Source organism: Skermanella rosea (assembly GCF_016806835.2).
Lineage (GTDB): Bacteria > Pseudomonadota > Alphaproteobacteria > Azospirillales > Azospirillaceae > Skermanella > Skermanella rosea.
Map to the genome: position 1 here is coordinate 2,539,286 of NZ_CP086111.1, position 18,059 is coordinate 2,557,344.

21 protein-coding genes are annotated in these 18,059 nt (G+C 66.6%); 8 read left to right on the forward strand and 13 right to left on the reverse strand.

What is annotated here, in order from left to right:
* Positions 1-29: 29 nt before the first annotated feature.
* From JL101_RS11620 to JL101_RS11645, 6 genes are all read right to left on the reverse strand, one after another.
* Positions 30-1,163, reverse strand: a complete 1,134-nt coding sequence (locus JL101_RS11620; protein ID WP_203095207.1) for a TRAP transporter substrate-binding protein — start codon at positions 1,161-1,163, stop codon at positions 30-32.
* Positions 1,164-1,489: 326 nt separating this feature from the next.
* Positions 1,490-2,122, reverse strand: a complete 633-nt coding sequence (locus JL101_RS11625) for a YceI family protein (RefSeq protein WP_228435411.1) — start codon at positions 2,120-2,122, stop codon at positions 1,490-1,492.
* Between the two features lie 41 nt (positions 2,123-2,163).
* Entirely contained in the window at positions 2,164-2,838 is a 675-nt protein-coding gene (locus JL101_RS11630) for a DNA-3-methyladenine glycosylase family protein (RefSeq protein ID WP_203095208.1), read from the reverse strand.
* Positions 2,835-3,077, reverse strand: a complete 243-nt coding sequence (gene purS, locus JL101_RS11635; RefSeq protein ID WP_203095209.1) for a phosphoribosylformylglycinamidine synthase subunit PurS — start codon at positions 3,075-3,077, stop codon at positions 2,835-2,837. The genes JL101_RS11630 and purS overlap by 4 nt, the downstream gene beginning before the upstream one ends.
* Positions 3,078-3,108: 31 nt before the next feature.
* Positions 3,109-3,873, reverse strand: coding sequence for a phosphoribosylaminoimidazolesuccinocarboxamide synthase (gene purC, locus JL101_RS11640; protein WP_203095210.1), 765 nt, complete (start codon positions 3,871-3,873; stop codon positions 3,109-3,111).
* Positions 3,874-4,024: 151 nt separating this feature from the next.
* A complete protein-coding gene (locus JL101_RS11645; RefSeq protein ID WP_203095211.1) occupies positions 4,025-4,780 on the reverse strand; it encodes an NRDE family protein in 756 nt (251 codons plus the stop codon).
* 108 nt (positions 4,781-4,888) lie between these two features.
* On the opposite strand from JL101_RS11645, the gene JL101_RS11650 reads away from it, so the two are divergent.
* Positions 4,889-5,209: a DUF1476 domain-containing protein gene (locus JL101_RS11650; protein WP_203095212.1), complete on the forward strand. Its 321-nt coding sequence runs from the start codon at positions 4,889-4,891 to the stop codon at positions 5,207-5,209.
* A 73-nt stretch (positions 5,210-5,282) separates the two neighbouring features.
* Here the strand turns inward: JL101_RS11650 and purB are convergent, their stop codons facing one another.
* The gene (gene purB / locus JL101_RS11655) at positions 5,283-6,578 is read right to left on the reverse strand and encodes an adenylosuccinate lyase (RefSeq protein WP_203095213.1); all 1,296 of its coding nucleotides are present in this window, start codon (positions 6,576-6,578) and stop codon (positions 5,283-5,285) included.
* Positions 6,579-6,753: 175 nt separating this feature from the next.
* Between purB and JL101_RS11660 the strand changes: the two genes are divergently transcribed.
* Positions 6,754-6,918, forward strand: a complete 165-nt coding sequence (locus JL101_RS11660) for a CsbD family protein (protein WP_203095214.1) — start codon at positions 6,754-6,756, stop codon at positions 6,916-6,918.
* 25 nt (positions 6,919-6,943) lie between these two features.
* On the opposite strand, the gene JL101_RS11665 is transcribed toward JL101_RS11660, so the two are convergent.
* Positions 6,944-8,137, reverse strand: a complete 1,194-nt coding sequence (locus JL101_RS11665; RefSeq protein ID WP_203095215.1) for a hybrid sensor histidine kinase/response regulator — start codon at positions 8,135-8,137, stop codon at positions 6,944-6,946.
* Positions 8,138-8,284: 147 nt separating this feature from the next.
* Between JL101_RS11665 and JL101_RS11670 the strand changes: the two genes are divergently transcribed.
* Positions 8,285-9,013, forward strand: coding sequence for an aldolase (locus JL101_RS11670; protein ID WP_228435412.1), 729 nt, complete (start codon positions 8,285-8,287; stop codon positions 9,011-9,013).
* 4 nt (positions 9,014-9,017) lie between these two features.
* On the opposite strand, the gene radC is transcribed toward JL101_RS11670, so the two are convergent.
* From radC to sfsA, 3 genes are all read right to left on the reverse strand, one after another.
* Positions 9,018-9,731 carry a RadC family protein gene (gene radC, locus JL101_RS11675; RefSeq protein ID WP_228435413.1) on the reverse strand — a complete coding sequence of 238 codons (714 nt, stop codon included), beginning with the start codon at positions 9,729-9,731 and terminating at the stop codon, positions 9,018-9,020.
* 89 nt (positions 9,732-9,820) lie between these two features.
* Positions 9,821-10,651 (reverse strand): type I methionyl aminopeptidase, encoded by an 831-nt coding sequence (gene map / locus JL101_RS11680; RefSeq protein WP_203095218.1) that lies wholly within the window; start codon positions 10,649-10,651, stop codon positions 9,821-9,823.
* A 17-nt stretch (positions 10,652-10,668) separates the two neighbouring features.
* Positions 10,669-11,391, reverse strand: coding sequence for a DNA/RNA nuclease SfsA (gene sfsA, locus JL101_RS11685; RefSeq protein ID WP_228435485.1), 723 nt, complete (start codon positions 11,389-11,391; stop codon positions 10,669-10,671).
* 198 nt (positions 11,392-11,589) lie between these two features.
* On the opposite strand from sfsA, the gene JL101_RS11690 reads away from it, so the two are divergent.
* Both JL101_RS11690 and JL101_RS11695 read left to right on the forward strand, forming a co-directional pair.
* Positions 11,590-11,799 carry a hypothetical protein gene (locus tag JL101_RS11690; RefSeq protein ID WP_201080247.1) on the forward strand — a complete coding sequence of 70 codons (210 nt, stop codon included), beginning with the start codon at positions 11,590-11,592 and terminating at the stop codon, positions 11,797-11,799.
* A 75-nt stretch (positions 11,800-11,874) separates the two neighbouring features.
* Positions 11,875-12,294 carry a rhodanese-like domain-containing protein gene (locus JL101_RS11695; RefSeq protein WP_203095219.1) on the forward strand — a complete coding sequence of 140 codons (420 nt, stop codon included), beginning with the start codon at positions 11,875-11,877 and terminating at the stop codon, positions 12,292-12,294.
* 18 nt (positions 12,295-12,312) lie between these two features.
* On the opposite strand, the gene JL101_RS11700 is transcribed toward JL101_RS11695, so the two are convergent.
* The gene (locus JL101_RS11700) at positions 12,313-12,810 is read right to left on the reverse strand and encodes a GFA family protein (protein ID WP_203095220.1); all 498 of its coding nucleotides are present in this window, start codon (positions 12,808-12,810) and stop codon (positions 12,313-12,315) included.
* Positions 12,811-12,848: 38 nt separating this feature from the next.
* The gene (locus tag JL101_RS11705) at positions 12,849-13,844 is read right to left on the reverse strand and encodes an MBL fold metallo-hydrolase (RefSeq protein WP_203095221.1); all 996 of its coding nucleotides are present in this window, start codon (positions 13,842-13,844) and stop codon (positions 12,849-12,851) included.
* A 271-nt stretch (positions 13,845-14,115) separates the two neighbouring features.
* Here JL101_RS11705 and JL101_RS11710 point away from each other — a divergent pair, with 271 nt between their 5' ends.
* The 3 genes from JL101_RS11710 to JL101_RS11720 are packed head-to-tail and all read left to right on the forward strand — an operon-like array spanning position 14,116 to position 18,048.
* Positions 14,116-16,569, forward strand: a complete 2,454-nt coding sequence (locus tag JL101_RS11710; RefSeq protein ID WP_228435414.1) for a penicillin acylase family protein — start codon at positions 14,116-14,118, stop codon at positions 16,567-16,569.
* Between the two features lie 60 nt (positions 16,570-16,629).
* Positions 16,630-17,805, forward strand: coding sequence for a M20 aminoacylase family protein (locus JL101_RS11715; protein WP_203095222.1), 1,176 nt, complete (start codon positions 16,630-16,632; stop codon positions 17,803-17,805).
* Between the two features lie 12 nt (positions 17,806-17,817).
* Positions 17,818-18,048 carry a hypothetical protein gene (locus JL101_RS11720; RefSeq protein WP_203095223.1) on the forward strand — a complete coding sequence of 77 codons (231 nt, stop codon included), beginning with the start codon at positions 17,818-17,820 and terminating at the stop codon, positions 18,046-18,048.
* Positions 18,049-18,059 lie beyond the last annotated feature (11 nt).

An 18,059-nucleotide genomic window follows, 5' to 3' on the forward strand; every position in this document is an offset into this window, starting at 1 on the left:
CGCCGGCGTCAAAGTCAAAGTCCTGCCGGTCAGAGGGCGATCTTGCTCGGGAAGTAGTGGTTGAAGGCCAGCTTGTAGTCGGGATCGTTCATCAGCTGGTAGAACACGGTGCGTTCGGTCCAGGCGCGCTGGCTGTCCATCACGCGCTTCATGAACGCGTCGCCCTCGAGCTGCGGGATGAGCTTGTCCCAGGCTTCGAGCTGCTTGGCGAGCACGTCGGCCGGGGTGCGGACCACCTTGACGCCCGACTCCTTCTGCAGCTTCTGCAGGTCGGCCGAGTACTGGTCGAGGGCCAGGGCGGTGTTCGCCGTGCTCGCCGATTCGACGGCGTAGCGAAGGATCGCCTGGAGATCCTTGTCGAGCCGCTCGAACCGATCCTTGTTGAAGATGAACTCGAACGACTCGCTGGCCTGGTGGTACGAGGACAGCATGTAGTTCTTGGCCACGTCCTGGGCGCCGAAGCGCATGTCGGAGGTCGGGTTGTTGAACTCGAACGCGTCGATGACGCCGCGCTCCATCGCCGGGACGATTTCACCGCCGGGGAGCTGGGTGACCCGCATGCCCATGGCCTGCATCAGGTCGGCGGCCAAGCCGACCGTCCGGTACTTCAGGCCGCTGACGTCGCCGGCCCCGGCGATTTCCTTCTTGAACCAGCCGAGCGGCTGGGCCGGCATCGGGAAGCCGAAGAAGCCGACGACGTTGAGCCCCAGGATGTCCTGGGTCAGTTCGCGGTAGAATTCCTGCCCGCCGCCCTTGTGGATCCAGGCCAGCAGGTTGGTGGCGCTGCCGCCCCAGACCGGGCCGGTGCCGAACAGGGAGGCCGCCTTGTGCTTGCCGTACCAGTAGACGGGGACGGTGTGGGCGGCGTCGATGATGCCGTCGTGGCAGGCGTCCTGGACCTGGAAGGCGCCGACCACGGCGCCTGCGGGCAGCAGGTCGATCCTGAGTCGCCCGCCGGACATGGCCTCGACTCGCTCGACATATTGCTTCGCCATGTCCTGGAAAATGTCCGAGGAGGGCCACGAGGTCTGCATCTTGAGCACGATCGGGGACTGGGCAGTCACGACGGCGGGAGCGGCAAGCGCTCCGGCGGCGGCACCCGCCCCCAGGGCGCCGGTGCGCAGAAACTTGCGGCGCGATACCGTGGTCTCTTCGGTCTTCATGTTCATCCTCCCTACACCAAGTTTTTGTCCGGATGATTATTCTTTTGCTGCATAAGCGAAGAACCGGCCGATCGGCGCCATCGTTACTGGACAAAGGCTGCCGAAGAGCGGTTCTTCCCTGGACGGGTAGCATAAACGAAGGTCTGGAAGCGTCAACAGGTATCGCATCTACACATCCAAAACTGGCAGTGGGCGGCGATACTTAAGATAACATTAACGCCGAGAATTGAATTACACGTGGCTGACCCGCTTGCACATTCGTGCCGGGCCTGCCATCCTGGATCGTGCTGAGGGGGAGGGGAGTCCCGTCGGCGGACGGGCAATCTCTAGTTCTGGCGGATGCCCTCGAGTTCGATGATCAACTGCACCTCGTCTCCGACCCAGCCATTGTCGGTCCCGTACACCATGCCCCATTCGCTCCGCCGGATGGTGCCGCGGGCGGAGACTCCGGCGACGTAGTTCGGCCTGCCGAACAACCCTCCCCCGAAGGGATACTCGCCGACCTTGTTGAGGGTGACGTCCAATGTCACCGGCCGGGTGACGCCGCGCAGGGTGAGGTCACCGGTCATCTTGCCGGTCCGCTCGCCGGTCTTCTGCGCCGATGTCATGACGAAGGTCATCTCCGGGTGCCGTTCGGACCAGAAGAAGTCTTCCTTGCGCAGATGCTCGTCGCGTTTGTCGTGATTGGTGAAGACGCTGGCGGTCTTGACCGTCACCTTGACGTCGGAAATGGCCTGGGTCTCCTCGTCGAAGCGGAAGCTGCCGGCAACGTCCCGGAACATGCCGAGCACGTCGGCATAGCCGATGTGGGAGACGAGAAAACCGAACGAGGCGTGTTCCGGATCGATCCGGTAGTCGCGCGGGGCGGCGCTGGCCGGCAAAGACAGGGCCAGGGAGGCCGTGAGGGCGAAGGCGCCTATCGCCAAGCACCGGGCGCTCCGGGTCATGGAGCCGATCATCTTTTTCCTCCCTGCCTGTTGTCCTGCGGCCTTGCCCGACGTTATTTAGGCGAAATGCCCTCCGCCGCCAGTGCCGGCGAGCCGCGCGCACGCCGTCGCCGCTCCGGCGCGACCGAGAGATAGTAATGCCAGACGAGGCGGGCGGCGGTGCTTCGGTAGGGGCGCCAGGGATCGCCCAGCGCCAGGAGTTCGTCGCGCGGGGGTCGAACCTCGCGGTCGAGCAGCCACTGCAGCCCGAGGGCGACCGCAAGGTCGTCCACCGGCCAGACGTCGGGCCGGCACAGCACGAGCAGCAGATAGATCTCGGCGCTCCAGCGGCCGATGCCCTTCACCCGGACCAGCGCTTCCAGCGCCTCGTCGTCCGGCAGGCGGTCTATAAGATCCATGTCCAGCCGGCCGGACGCCACCTCGCCGGCCAAGCCGCGGGCATAGTCGATCTTCTGACGGCTGAAGCCGCAGGCCTTCAGCGTGTCGTCGGGCAGCGCCAGCACCGCTTCGGGCGTCGGAAGCGTACCGGCTGCCGCGCACAGCTTTCGCCACATGGCCTCGGCCGCCAGGGTCGAGACCTGTTGCTCCAGGATGATGCGCAGCAGTCCGGGGAAGCCGGAGGGAGTCCGGGGGACGGGTTCGGGCAGCGGTCCCCTGGCCTCAAGGCACCGCCGGAACAACGGGTCCCGGGAGAGCAGGGAATCAACCGCCCGGTCGTGGGGACTCACCCGACGAGGTCTATGCGGTAGTCCTCGATCACCGTGTTCGCCAGGAGCTTCTGGCACATCGCCTCCACCGCCTTGCGGGCGGCCTCCGGGTCGGTTTCGGCCAGATCCAGTTCGATGAACTTGCCCTGCCGGACTTCGTCCACACCGTCGAAGCCCAGCGAGTGCAGCGCGTGGCCGATCGCCTTGCCCTGGGGGTCGAGAACGCCACGCTTCAGGGTGACGTGAACATTTGCCTTCATGATCGATCTGCCTTCGAGAACGCGTGAGCTGCTACTGCATCAGCTTCGGTGTGTTGAAATCGCCGGGACCGCCCTCCGGCAGGATACCCAGCCGGCGGGCCACTTCCTGGTACGCCTCCTCGACCCGGCCGAGGTCTTCTCGGAACCGGTCCTTGTCCAGCTTCATGTTGGTCTTGACGTCCCACAGCCGGCAATTGTCGGGGCTGATCTCGTCTGCCAGCACGATCCGCATCTCGTCGTTTTCCCACAGGCGCCCGAACTCGACCTTGAAGTCGACGAGCCTCAGGCCGATGCCCAGGAACAGGCCGGAGAGATAGTCGTTGATCCGAAGCGACAGGGCCATCATGTCGTCCAGGTCCTGGGGCGTGGCCCAGCCGAACGCGGTGATATGCTCCTCCGACACCATGGGGTCGTTCAGCTCGTCGGACTTGTAATAATATTCCATGATCGAGCGCGGGAGCTGGGTGCCTTCCGGAATCCCGAATCGCTTCGACAGGGAGCCCGCGGCGACGTTCCGGACCACCAGCTCTATCGGAATGATCTCGACCTCGCGGACCAGCTGCTCGCGCATGTTGAGGCGCCGCACGAAATGCGTGGGGACGCCGATCTCCCCCAGCTTGGTCATCAGGTATTCCGAGATCCGGTTGTTCAGGACCCCCTTGCCCGTGATGATGCCTCGCTTCTGGTTGTTGAAGGCGGTCGCGTCGTCCTTGAAATACTGAACCAGAGTGCCAGGCTCCGGTCCCTCGAACAGAACCTTGGCCTTGCCCTCGTAGATCCGCCTGCGTCGCGTCATGATGGGCTTCCGGAAGTGGCAGGACCGGATTATACGGACCGGTCCAGGTAATATGGTTGCTGATATAGCAAGCAACTACGTTTAGCACAATGGAAGCGGGATGCGGAGCCTCCGCGTGCGCCCCGCGCCCTCGGCCGGCCGGAAAGGCCCGTCACGAGAGATCGACCTCGGTCCACGGGGTCTCGTCGGGGCGTCCCGGACAGAACCGGAAGACCGGCTTGGTTTCCGGATGCTCGGCCGACGGCAGCGCCAGCAGCGCGCTGCTGGTGGTCCCGAAGCCGGTCGGCGTCACGACGCACATGGCGCCCCGCGGCCCGGCGTCGCCGTCCCAGATCCGGCTGCCCAGCAGCTCCTCCCAGGCCTTCCAGTCGCCCGCGGCCGGATCGGGGGCCGCCGCATGGGCGAACAGGGGGCGGTAGAAGCGGATCCGGTTGCTCGAGTCGTCGTTCAGGTCGTTGGCGGTGACCATGGACACGCCCTCGGGGATCCGCTCGATCTCGACGCGGGTACCTTCCGCGCGGCGGGTGAGCCAGAAGGCGTCCCGGTTGTCGGCGACGACCAGGTTGAACGGCCGGTAGGCCGCCGGGTCGAGATGAACGAGCGCTCCGGCGGCGTCCGCCGCGTCGGCGTGGTCCAGGGCGTCCAGCACCAACTCGCCGCGGCTGCGCTTGCCCGGTTCGGGTCCCAGGGTTCCCATGCGGTTCAGCACAACGGCGACCACGCCGGTGTCGTTCAGCGCCAGCCAGCTTCCCCCGGCCAGTTCGTCGATACCGCCCAGCACGTCGGGCCGCTCCGGCCAGTGGCGGGCCGGCGGCTTCCAGGGGCGCCCTGCCATTTCGTCGCGGTTGCCGCCGATGATCAGCGGGTATGTCGCGCCCGGCTGGCGTAGAATGACGATAGAGCACATGGTCGTCCGTCCGCTTTGCCATTATGTAGGAGATAGAACCGCCACCGGCAGGGCAGCGATCCATCCGTCGCCAGTCACTTGGTGCCAGTCAACTGGGGAGAAGGTCGAATGACCACGTTTGAAGAGCGCGAAAGAGCATTCGAGAACAAGTTCAAGCACGACGAGGAATTGCTGTTCAAGATCCAGGTTCGCCGGGCGAAGCTGCTGGGCCTGTGGGCGGCCGAGCAGATGAAGTTCGAGAAGCCCGAGGCCGACGCCTATGCCCGGGCCATCGTCGATGCCGATTTCGAGGAGGCCGGCCCCGCCGACATCGTCCGGCGGGTCTGCACCGACCTGGAACAGCACGGCATCGACATCAGCCGTCATCGGGTCGAAAAGGAAGCCGAACAGCTGCTCCAGGTCGCGCGGCAGCAGATCACCACCCAGTAAGTCCTCCGGCAAGGCCCGGCCCCAGCGGGACTCGTCCGCCGCCATCCATCCGGCCGGCGGCGGACGGCGCCCGCTACTCGCCGAAGACCCGCTTGAAGATCGTGTCCACGTGCTTCGTGTGATAGGCCATGTTGAACAGCACGGCCAGCGCGTCGGCGTCGATGTGCTTCGTGACCTCGGCGTCGTTCTGCAGGTTCTGCAGGAAGCTTCCGCCGCTCTCCCACACCTTCATGGCGTTGCGCTGGACGGCGACATAGGCTTCCTCGCGGCTCATGCCGGCCTGGGTCAGGGCCAGCAGCACGCGCTGCGAGAAGACGAGGCCGCCGAGGTCGTCGAGGTTCCGGCGCATCCGCTCCGGATAGACGACCAGCTTCTCCATCATGCCGATCGTGCGCCCCAGCGCGAAGTCCAGCGCGATGGTGGCATCGGGCCCCATCACCCGCTCCACCGAGGAATGGGAGATATCGCGCTCGTGCCAGAGCGCCACGTTCTCCAGCGCCGGCGTGACGGCGGCGCGGACGAGGCGCGCCAGTCCGGTCAGGTTCTCCGACAGGACGGGGTTGCGCTTGTGCGGCATCGCCGACGAGCCCTTCTGCCCCGGCGAGAAATACTCCTCCGCCTCGCGCACCTCGGTGCGCTGGAGATGGCGGACCTCGGTCGCCAGGTTCTCGATCGAGGAGGCGATCACCCCCAGCGTCGCGAAGAACATGGCGTGGCGGTCGCGCGGGATCACCTGGGTGGAGACCGGCTCGACCGTCAGCCCGAGCTTGCCCGCGACATACTGCTCGACATAGGGATCGATGTTCGCGAAGGTGCCGACCGCGCCGGAGATGGCGCAGGTGGCGATCTCCGCGCGGGCGGCGACCAGCCGTTCCCGGTTGCGCGCGAACGCGGCGTAGTGCCCCGCCAGCTTCAGCCCGAAGGTCGTCGGCTCGGCATGGATGCCGTGGCTGCGACCGATGGTCGGCGTATCCTTGTGCTCGATCGCGCGGCGCTTCAGGGCAGCCAGCAGCGCATCCAGGTCGGCCAGCAGCAGGTCGGAGGCCTGGGTCAGCTGGACCGCCAGGGTGGTGTCCAGCACGTCGGACGAGGTCATGCCCTGGTGCACGAAGCGTGCGTCCGGACCGACATATTCCGCAAGGTTGGTCAGGAACGCGATGACGTCGTGCTTGGTCTCGCGCTCGATCTCGTCGATCCGGGCGATGTCGAACTTGCCCTTCTGCCACACGGCCTCGGCGGCGGAACGGGGGATCACGCCCAGCTCGGCCTGGGCGTCACAGGCATGCGCCTCGATCTCGAACCAGATGCGGAACTTGTTCTCTGGCTCCCAGATACGGGCCATTTCCGGGCGGCTGTAGCGCGGAATCATCGTTCATCTCTCAGGCAGCGGCAGGGCAGCGGGTGACGGGGCGACCATAGCGGGCGCGGCCGGAATCCGCCATAGGGCGGAGTCCAAATCGATTCTCCCGGACCGGCAACTAAAAGGCCCATCGCGGGTTTCGCCTTCATTCGACGAAACGAAGGAATGAACGAAGGAATGAACGATGAATAGGGACCAGATCGCCGGCGCGGCAAAGGACATCAAAGGCGACATCAAGAAGGAGATCGGCGATTTGACGGGCAACCAGGCCTTGAAGGATGAGGGAAACCTCGACAAGGCCGAAGGCAAGGTCCAGAAGGGCGTCGGAAACCTCAAGGATAAACTATAAGCGGCGAGCTGTACCGGGGCGGGCATCACTCCGTCGCCAACCTGATGCGATAGACCGCACCTTCGCCCGTCCCGGCGATCTCCAGGTCGGACCCCATCATCTGGCTCAGGGCTGCGGCTATCGCGAGGCCGAGGCCGGTGCGTGCGTCCCGCGCCGCCGGCTGGACCCGGCGGACGTCGAAAGGCATCGCAAGCTCGCGCGGCTGCGCCAGGACGACCGGAGAGCCGCCGTCGGTGACCGCCAGCCAGCCGCTGCCGGCGCCCGAATCTTCCCAGGCGACCCTGACGGCGCCCGACGGAGGCGTGCAGTCGATCGCTTCGGCCAGCACCCGCTGGACCGCCACACCGAACCAGCTCTTGTCGGTGATGACCGCGGCGGGAGCCGCCTCCAGGTTCACCGACAGGGAAATCTTCCGGGCTTCCGCCGTCCCGGCGACCGCGGCCACCGCCGCGTTGACCGCCGCCTTGAAATCGACGCGCTGGCGCGACACCGTCAGGTCGCGGCGCGCGGCATCGGCGACCAGCTCTATCTCCTCCGCGGTCAGCTTGATCCGCTCGGCGATCCCGCTGACCGCGAGCCACTCCGGAGTCTCGCCAGCGTTCGCCAGGCTGGTCTCCATGATGGTGTCGGCCAGGGCGGCGAAGCTCCGTGCGCCCCGGGAAGCCAGGTTGCGCATCAGGGCCGTCGACTCGTCGGCGGCGCTGACCTTGGCGGACAGGGCCGATTCCGCGGTGCGCAGGATCTCCACCATCTGTTCCAGCTTGGCCGTCCGGGCGCGGACCGCCTCGTCCAGCCGGCGGTTCTCGTCGGCTATGCGGCGGGACATCATGCCCAGGATCGACATGTTCCGAGCCCGGCCGATGACCTCCATCCCGTCGAACGGCTTGGTCAGGAAGTCGCTCGCCCCGGCGTCGATCGCCTTCAGCCGCACGGCCTGTTCCGTGTGGGCCGTCAGCACGATCACGGGGATCATCACGTCGGGGCTGATCGCCCGGATCCGGGCCAGCACCCCATAGCCGTCGAGGCCGGGCATCTCGATGTCGAGCAGCACGAGGTGGGGGGCGATCCGCTGGAACATCTCGATGCCGACGAAAGGGTCGTTCGCCGAGAAACGCTGACGGAATCCATGCTTCTTCAGCATACCCGACAACATCGCGATATTCATTTCCTGATCGTCTATGATCAGCACGCGGGCATCGCGGAAATCCAATTCGCTCATGCAGGGGCCTTGTGGATAATCCGAAAGGTATATGGCTACGCCTTATAGCAGAGTTGGTCGTTGCGAGGTTTCTCAATTACTGCTGCCTGGGAGAATTGACCGCACCCCGGAGGGGGCGGCAGTACAATGGCGAGGGGAGGGACAAGCATGGAAAGCGATGAAATCCGGCGCCTGCGCGTGGAACTGGCCGCGGCCTTCCGCTGGGCGGCGAGGCTCGGCTTCCACGAGGGAGTGTGCAACCATTTCAGCGTCGCCGTCAGCGATTCCGGCGACCGTTTCCTGGTGAACCCGCACGGCATGCATTTCTCGGAGATCCGGGCGTCCGACCTGCTGCTGATCGAACCGGACGGTTCCGTCGCGGGCGGCGGCGAGCCGCCCGAACCCACGGCCTTCTTCATCCATTCCAGGCTGCACCGCGGCGTTCCCCAGGCCCGCTGCATCCTGCATACCCACATGCCCCATGCCACCGCGCTCACCACGCTGGAAGGGGGACGGCTGGAGCCGGTCAACCAGAACGCCCTGCGCTTCTACGACCGGATCGCCTACGACGACGACTACAACGGGCTGGCCTTGGACGAGGAGGAAGGCGACCGGATCTGCGGTGCGCTGGGCAACCGCCAGGTCATGTTCATGGCGAACCACGGGGTGACGGTGATCGGCCACAGCGTCGCCTTCGCGTTCGACACCATGTACTACCTGGAGCGGGCCTGCCAGAACCAGATACTCGCGATGTCGACCGGCCGGCCGCTGAAGCGGGTGCCCGACGACCTGGCGCGCAAGGTGGCGCTCCAGATCGCCGGCGAGGACAATTCCGACCGGCATTTCGCGGCGCTGCTCCGGATCCTGGACCGAGAGGAGCCGGAATACGCCTCCTGACGTCTCAGAGCAGGCCCATCGCCTTGAAGCTGCTGTGCTTGCCCTTGCCGATCACGAGATGGTCGTGGATCTGCATGCCGAGCGCGGCGGCGGCCCGGGCGATCTCCTTCGTCATCTCGATGTCGGCCCGGCTCGGCGTCGGGTCGCCGCTGGGATGGTTGTGGACCAGGATGATGGCCGAAGCGCCCAGCTCCAGCGCCCGCTTCACCACCTCGCGCGGATAGACCGGCGTGTGGTCCACGGTGCCGCGCTGCTGGACCTCGTCGGCGATCAGCACGTTCTTGCGGTCCAGGAACAGCAGGCGGAACTGCTCCGTCGGCAGGTGCGCCATGCTCCCCTGGCAATAATCGAGCAGCCGCTGCCATGTGCTGAGGACCGGCCGGTCCATGATCTGCTGCCGGGTCATGCGGAGCGCGGCCGCGCCGACCACCGTCAGGGCGGCGATGGTGTTGTCGCTCAGCTTGGGAAACTGGCGGCGCAGGGACTCGGGCGGGGCGGTAAGGACGCCCCAGAGGCCGCCGAAGGCGCGGAGAAGGCTCTTGGCGAGCGGCTTGACGTCCCGGCGGGGCAACGCCGCGAACAGCAGCAATTCCAACAGCTCGTAGTCCTGGAGCGCGTCGGCACCCGCGGTCAGGAACCGGGTGCGCAGGCGGTCGCGGTGGCCGAGATGGCCCGGCCCCGCGTCCTCCAGTGTCCCGGCCTCCGCAGCGTCTTCCATTCTGGCCGGTTCCGTATCGTTCACGCGATCCTCGCGACAGTTCTGCATGCGGTGGCATGCCGAACTATAGGCGTGTCGCGTGCCGGTTGTCAGCCGGCGATGTAGGGCGGCTTGGTGTACCCGGCGGGCGAGAGCGTGAAGATCTCGCATCCGTCCTTGGTGACGCCGATGGAATGCTCGAACTGGGCCGACAGGCTCTTGTCCTTGGTGACCGCGGTCCAGCCGTCGGACAGGATCTTCACGTCGTACCGGCCGGCGTTGATCATGGGCTCGATGGTGAAGAACATGCCCTCGCGGAGCACGGTGCCGCGGCCCGGCTGCCCGAAATGAAGCACCGACGGCGCGTCGTGGAAGACGCGGCCGACGCCGTGGCCGCAAAAGTCGCGCACCACCGAGAAGCGGTGGGATTCCGCGAACTTCTGGATCGCGTGGCCGATGTCGCCGAGGGTGGCGCCCGGCTTGACCGCCGCGATGCCGAGCATCAGCGAATCATAGGTGACGTCGACCAGCTTGCGGGCCTTGATGCTGACGGCGTCGCCGGCCAGGAACATCCGGCTGGTATCGCCGAACCAGCCGTCCAGGATGACGGTGATGTCGATGTTCAGGATATCGCCGTCGCGCAACCGCTTGTCGCCGGGAATCCCGTGGCAGACCACGTGGTTGATCGAGATGCAGGTGGCCTTGGGATACCCGCGGTAGCCCAGCGGGGCCGGCACCGCGCCGTGGTCGCGGATGAAGGTCTCGCACAGGGCGTCGATCTCGCCCGTGGTGACGCCGGGCACGACATGGGGCGTGATGAAGTCCAGCGTCGCCGCGGCCAGCTGACCGGCCTTGCGCATGCCCGCGAAATCCTCGGGTCCATGCAGGCGGATCCGGTTGGAATCAAGGTCGTCGGTCTGGGCCGCTTCAGCTCTGGTCATTCTGGTTCCGTAGGGTTTCAAGCAAGTTCAAGATGCACCGGGAGAGATCGCCCCAGCAAAATCGCCTCTGGAGTGACCGTGCAGGAATAGCACAACGTCTCGACGCCGGCAGCACGCGCACCGATCAGACCCCGATGGTAGGCCGGGTCGATGTCCCGTGCGACTCGGAAGTGGTCGCAATCCGTGCGTTGCACAAGATACAGCATGACCGCCCTGCATCCCAAGGCGACCATGTCCGCAAGCTCGACGAGGTGCTTGGCGCCCCGCGCGGTGACGCAGTCCGGGAATTCGGCGGCGGTCCCGCCGTGACGGTCCGGGCGCCGCAGATGGACGTTCTTGACCTCGACATAGGTGATCGGACGCCCGTCCGCCTCCAGCAGCAGGTCGATCCGGGAGTTGCGGCCGTACTTGACCTCTCGCCGGACCGTCGCGTAGCCGGCAAGCTCGGGGATCGCGCCGGCGCGGATCGCGGCAGCGGCGATCGCGTTGGGATGGCCCGTGTTGACCCCGACCGGGTGGCCGTCGGCCTCGACCAGCTCGAGGGTGTAGGCCAGCTTCCGCGCCGGGTTGTCGGACCGTGACAGCCAGACCCGGGACCCGGGAGCGTTCAGGCCGAGCATCGCACCGGAATTCGGCACATGGGCCGTGACGACGGCGCCGTCCGGCAGTGCCACGTCGGCCAGGAAGCGCTTGTACCGCTGGATGAGCCGCCCTTCGGTCAGTGCTGCGGGAAACTGGATGCCGGGCGGGGACGGGGCGGTGGAGAGCGTCATGGTCCCGATCTTGTAGCCGCCCCGGTCGGGGAACGGCAAGGATCCCCGGCAGGCGTCCTGACCATTTTCGCACGCCTATGCCTTTCGAAAATTTCGGAACGGAACGTAAACCCGATCCCATTGTTAGACCGCTGCCGCGCCCGACGCGGCTTCTCGGAGTTGAGTATGTCTACAGCACCCGCCTTCATCATCGAGACGGCTGGAACCGCCGTCGGAGTCGTTGTCCTGCAGGACGGCGGTTATCGATTCTTCGCCTCCGATGCCGCGGCACGGGCACTGGAAGGCCGCATCTTCAAGAGCCCCGCCCAGGCCGAGCGCGAGGCGCGCCGCCTGGAGACGTCGCTGCGGTCCGGCCGTGCCATGATGCGCGCTTGACCGTCAGCCGAACCGTCCCGAGAGTGGCTGGCCGGCGCGCCGGCCGGTCACGATCCTCGAGGGGAGCCTGGAACAATGAGCGAAGACATTCCGAACGTGCAGCCGAAGGACGTATGGGAGGTGCTGAGGACCGATCCCTCGGCCAAGCTGGTGGATGTCCGGACGGCGCCCGAATGGTCGTTCGTGGGGCAGCCGGACATGTCCTCCATCGGCAAGGCACCGGTCCGGATCCAGTGGCAGGTCTACCCCGGCATGGAAGTCGATTCCGACTTCCTCCACAAGTTGCGGATGGAGGGGGTGGAGCCGGAAGACAAGGTCTATTTCCTCTGCCGTTCCGGCGTTCGAAGCACGGCCGCCGCGAAGCTGGCCGCCGAGAACGGATACAGCCAGGTCTTCAACATCGCCGACGGCTTCGAAGGTCCGAAGGACGAGCAGGGCCACCGGGGCACCGTCGCCGGCTGGAAGCGGTCCGGCCTGCCCTGGAGCCAGGGCTGACGCGGGGCTCCGGCCGCTTCACCGGTCGAGCAGGCCGTGGCGCCGGTGCCAGTCCTCCAGCGAATAGTCGGGATACCGGGCGAAATGGACCTCGCCCGGTCCCGTCGGCACCGTCACCCACGGCGCCTTGAAATCCAGCATGATGTGGACCCGTTCCGGAGGCACCGGCAGCGGCGTGTCGATCGCCGACGCGAAGGGATGGACCAGTTCCGGCCAGGCGGGGTCCTCCGCCCACAGGGCGGTCCCGCACCGGCTGCAGAAGTGCCGGTGCGAGGGGCCGAGGTGGGTCTTGCCGGGATGGTCCTGATCCTCCATCGGAGCCCGCCAGGTCGCGACCGCCTCCTTGCCCTGCAAGACCTGCAGGGTGTCGGCGTCGCCGCCGAGATTGATGGCGAAACCGCCGCCGCCGGCGCTCTTCCGGCAGATCGAGCAGTAGCAATGCATGAACGGGACGGGCGTCGGCGAGTTCAGGGAGAACCTGACCGCGCCGCAGCGGCATGATCCGTCGAGCTTCATGAAGTCCTCCCTTGCCCCGTCCCGGGCCTTGCGGCCGGTCAGAGGGTCTGGACGTAATTCAGCGGAACGAACTCGTATCCGGAACCCTCGCGCCGGACATGGCCGGCGTTGGGCAGGCCCCAATGGTATCCGAACGCCAGGGCCCGGTCAGCCGCGATTCGGTCCAGCAACCTTCGGCGGGTCGCCCGGGCCATGTCGGCATCCATGTCGAACACCGCCGACCAGTCGGGGTTCCGGACGAACAGGAACGGCACGTTGGTCGTATCGGCCAGCGCCATGACCGTATCGTTGCCGGACGAGATCTGGAGCGCGGTGTGGCCGGGTGTATGGCCATGGGCCTGGACCGCGGTGAAGCCCGGAATGATCTCCTCGTCGGACTTGTAGCGCCGGACCCGGTCGCCGAGATCGCCGAAGGTGGATCGGACCAGTTCGAACGCCGGTTTCCGCCCCGCCGGCGCCCGGCTCATCTCGCCCTCGTCCATCCAGTACGCCCACTCCGCTTCCGGAACGAGGATTTCGGCATTGGGAAAGGCCAGGCCGTTGTCGGTGCCCTTGATTCCCGAGATGTGGTCGCCGTGGAAATGCGAGATCACCAGGGTGGTGATCGAGGCCGGCTCGATCCCGGCCGCCGCCATGTTCCGGCTCATCATGCCGGTGGTCGGCCCCAGCTTGCCGCCGGAGCCGGCGTCCAGCAGGACGACCTGGCTGCCGGTATGGACGACCGCCGGCGTGTAGGTGATGCGCAGGCTGTCCGTCGGGCGGAAGGCGTCCTTCAGAGCCGCCTGGACCTGGTCGAGCGGAGCATTGACGACGAACTGGTCGTTCATGGGCCGGGTGCCATACCCGTCGAACAGGGACGTCACCTCGAACGAACCGACCTTGTAGCGGAAGGCTCCCGGAAGCTGGGCGTTCGCCTGCGGCGGCGCGCCCTGGGCGCTGGCCTTGCCGGAGGCGAGCGGTCCTGCCGCTGCCGCCGCCGTCACGGCCGCGGCGGTGCCGAGTAGAGCGCGACGGTTCATTCCTGCTTCTGCCATGGCTTCGTTCCTCTTGCTGTTTGCTGGCTGCCGTTTGCCTGCCGGTACCGTCATTTAGGTCGACGCGCGCGAAAGTCTCCGCCGCCCGCTTAAGCAGGACAACTTTGTGAAATGCATCAGGCGCCACCCTGTTCCGGCGGACCCCGTCGAAAATCGGGCATGCCTGCCATGAGGCTTTTCCCGGACCGGAACCCTGTCCGGATGTCGGAAGCGCCGAATAGACTGCGCTCAACCACAAGTTCAGCAGTCATATGGAAAAAGGGGAGGAACGATGGAGAGTTTCACGAAGCGGGCACTGGCAGCCTGTTCGCTCCTGGCGCTGATGGGGACCGCCGCCGCGGCGCAGACGCAGGGCGTGGCATCGGTGGCGGAAAAGACCTACAGGGTCGCGGGCCTGACCTCTCCGGCCGAGATCATCGTCGACCGGTGGGGCGTTCCTCACCTTTACGCGGAAAACACTTACGACGTTTTCTTCGTGCAAGGCTTCAACGCGGCGCGCGACCGGCTCTGGCAGATCGACCTGTGGCGGAAGCGCGGCCTGGGCGAACTCGCCCGCGATTTCGGCCCGGCCTATGTCGAGCAGGACCGGATGGCCCGGCAGTTCCTGTACCGCGGCGACATGTACCGGGAGTGGCTGGCGTACGGGTCCGACGCGAAGCGGATCGCCCAGCGCTACACAGACGGGGTGAACGCCTTCGTCACCCTGGCCCGGCAGGACGCCGACCTGCTGCCCCTGGAGTTCAAGCTTCTGGGATACCAGCCGTCCTACTGGCTGCCGGAAGACGTGGTGCGCATCCGGAGCCACGGCCTGACCCGCAACCTCGACAGCGAGATCGAGCGCGCGGCCGTGGCCTGCGCCGCCGACCTCAAGACCGACCTGATGCGCCGCACCCTGGAGGTCGATGCCGAAACGACGGGATGGGAGACGAAGGTGCCGGAGGGGCTCGATCCCTGCGCGATTCCGCCCCAGGTCGCGCAGGCGTACGATCTCGGCACCGGCGGCGTCACCTTCACCAAGGAGAAGCTGGCGGGGGGCCAGCGGGCGGGCAGAGAGTCCGGGCAAGTGCCGGAGATCGAGCCGACGGCGCTCGGCAGCAACAACTGGGCGATCGCGCCGGCAAAGACCACCACCGGCAGGGCTATCCTGGCCAACGACCCCCACCGGGCGCACGGGGCGCCGTCGCTGCGCTACATCACCCACCTGAACGCGCCGGGCTTCAGCGTGATCGGCGCGGGCGAGCCGTCGCTTCCCGGCATCTCGATCGGCCATAACGGCAAGATCGCCTTCGGCCTGACGATCTTCTCGATCGACCAGGAAGACCTCTATGTCTACGACCTGAACCCGGCCGACCGGTCCCAGTACAGCTACCAGGGCCGCTGGGAGCCGATGACGACCGTGGCCGACGAGATCCCGGTGAAGGGCCAGTCCGACCGCAAGGTGGGTCTCCGCTACACCCGGCACGGGCCGGTGCTTCATGTGGACGAGGCGAACAACAAGGCCTACGCCGTGCGCGCGGCTTGGCTGGAACCGGGTATGGCGCCTTACTTCGGCAGCATCGACTATATGCGCGCCGAGAACTGGGACGAGTTCCTGGCCGCCATGAACCGCTGGGGCTCCCCGTCGGAGAACCAGGTCTATGCCGATATCGACGGCAATATCGGCTGGAAGCCGGGCGGGCTGACTCCCGTGCGGCCGAACTGGGACGGGCTGCTGCCGGTGCCGGGTGACGGCCGCTACGAATGGGCCGGCTACCGCGACATGGACGAACTGCCGGTCGAGTACAATCCGCAGCGGAACTGGGTCGGCAGCGCCAACCAGAACAACCTGCCGGCGGGCTATCCCAACGCCGAGAAGAAGATCGGCTTCGAATGGACCGACCCGTCCCGATTCAACCGGATCAGCGAGGTCCTGGACGCCGACCGCAAGTTCGGGCTGGAGGATTCCATGGCGCTCCAGGCCGACAACACCTCCATCCAGGGCCGGCGCGTCACCGCGCTGCTCGACGGGCTTCAAAGCTCCGATCCCGAGTTGGCGGAGGCGCTCCGGCTGCTGACCTCCTGGAACGGCGTGCTGACCGCCGACAGCGCCGCCGGCGCACTCTACGAGGTCTGGTTCATGAAGCACCTGCGGCCCGCCGTGGTCCGGGCGACGGTGCCGAAGGACGCCGTGGAACTGGTCGACAAGGGCGGCGTCCGGAGCGGCGAGCCGGCGGCGATCATCGCGGTGCTGGAACAACCGGACCAGCGCCTCGGCAGCGATCCGGCCGAGGCCAGGAACGCCCTGTTGCTGGACACCCTGAAGCCGGCGGTATCGGAGCTGAAGTCCAAGCTGGGGCCGGACATGCAGGCCTGGCGCTGGGCAAGCCTGCACCATGGATACTTCCAGCACCCCCTGGCCGCGGTGGTCGGGGCGGAGGAGAGGCGCCTGCTGGACGTCGGTCCGTTCCCCAAGGGGGGCAGCGGCTTCACGCCGAACGCCACGACCTATCGGACCAGCGATTTCCGCATCACCGCCGGCGGTTCTTTCAAGATGGTGCTGGATGTCGGCAATTGGGACGCGTCGCGCGCGGTGAACACGCCGGGCCAGTCCGGCGATCCGAACAGCCCCCATTACCGCGACCTCGCCTCCCTCTGGCAGCAGGAGCAGTATTTCCCGCTGCTCTACAGCCGCGAAGGGGTCGAGGGTGCGGCCGCGGAGCGGATCCGGCTGATGCCGTCCAACTGACGGCACAATACGGCCCGCCGTCCATTGAATGGACGGCGGGCAAAGTCTTGGAGAAGAGAGATGAAGATCGACGATCGCATCAAGGAGATGCACGGCGAACTGACCGAATGGCGGCGTGACCTTCACGCCCACCCGGAACTCGGATTCGAGGAGCACCGGACGAGCGACTTCGTCGCGGCCAAGCTCGAGGCGTTCGGCCTGGAGGTCCACCGGGGCATCGCGAAGACCGGCGTGGTCGGCGTGCTGCGGGCGGGGCACGGCGGCAACCAGGCGATCGGGCTTCGGGCCGACATGGACGCCCTGCCGATCACCGAGGCCAACGATCTGCCGTACAAGTCCACGGCGCCGGGCAAGATGCATGCCTGCGGCCATGACGGCCACACCACCATGCTGCTGGGCGCCGCCCGCTACCTGGCGGAGACGAAGCGCTTCGACGGCACCGCCTACTTCATCTTCCAGCCCGCCGAGGAGACCGCCGGCGGCGGCCGGGTGATGGTCGAGGAAGGGCTGATGGACCGGTTCCCGATGGCTGCGGTCTATGGCATGCACAACTGGCCGGGTCTGCCGGTCGGCACCATCGGCGCCATGGTCGGGCCTGTCATGGCGTCGATGGACACCTTCGAGATCACGGTGAACGGCCTGGGCACCCACGCCGCCATGCCGCACCTGGGCAAGGACCCGATCGTGGCCGGCGCCAACCTGGTCTCGACCCTCCAGACGATCGCCAGCCGGACGATCGCGCCGACCGACGCGGTGGTGGTCAGCGTGACCCAGTTCCATGCCGGGGACGCCTTCAACGTGATCCCCGAGACGGTGGTGATCCGCGGCACGGTCCGGACGCTCAATCGCGATGTCCAGGCGGGGATGGAGCCGGCGCTGCGCCGGATCTGCGAGGGGATGGCCCACGCCCACGGCATCGCCATGGACCTGCGGTACACCTATGGATATCCGGTGACGGTCAACACCGCCGCCGAGACCGAGTTCGCCCGGATCGTCGCGGCGCAGGTGGTCGGGTCCGACCAGGTGCGAGCCGATCTGGCGCCCAGCATGGGGGCCGAGGACTTCGCCTTCATGCTGGAGCATCGTCCGGGCTGCTATGTCTGGGTCGGGAACGGGCCGACCGACGGCAACCGGCTGCTCCATAACCCGCGCTACGACTTCAACGACGACATCCTGCCGATCGGCGTCGCCTATTGGGGCGAACTGGTCGAGCGCGCCCTTCCGGCGCGCGGCTGAAGGAGGTGATCCGTGGCGAGACTGCCGAATGAAAGCCGCCGGGACGCGAGCAAGCCTTTCGCGATCTTCACCCTGATCATGCTGCTGGTCATGATCTTTCCAGTCTACGGCTTCGCCAACAGCGTCGAGCCCATGATCCTGGGCCTGCCGTTCTCCCTGTTCTGGATCATCGCCTGGATCGGGGTCGAGTTCGTCGGACTGGTCTGCTTCATCGCCTATGAATTCACGGGAGGCGACCGCTGATGGAACGGTGG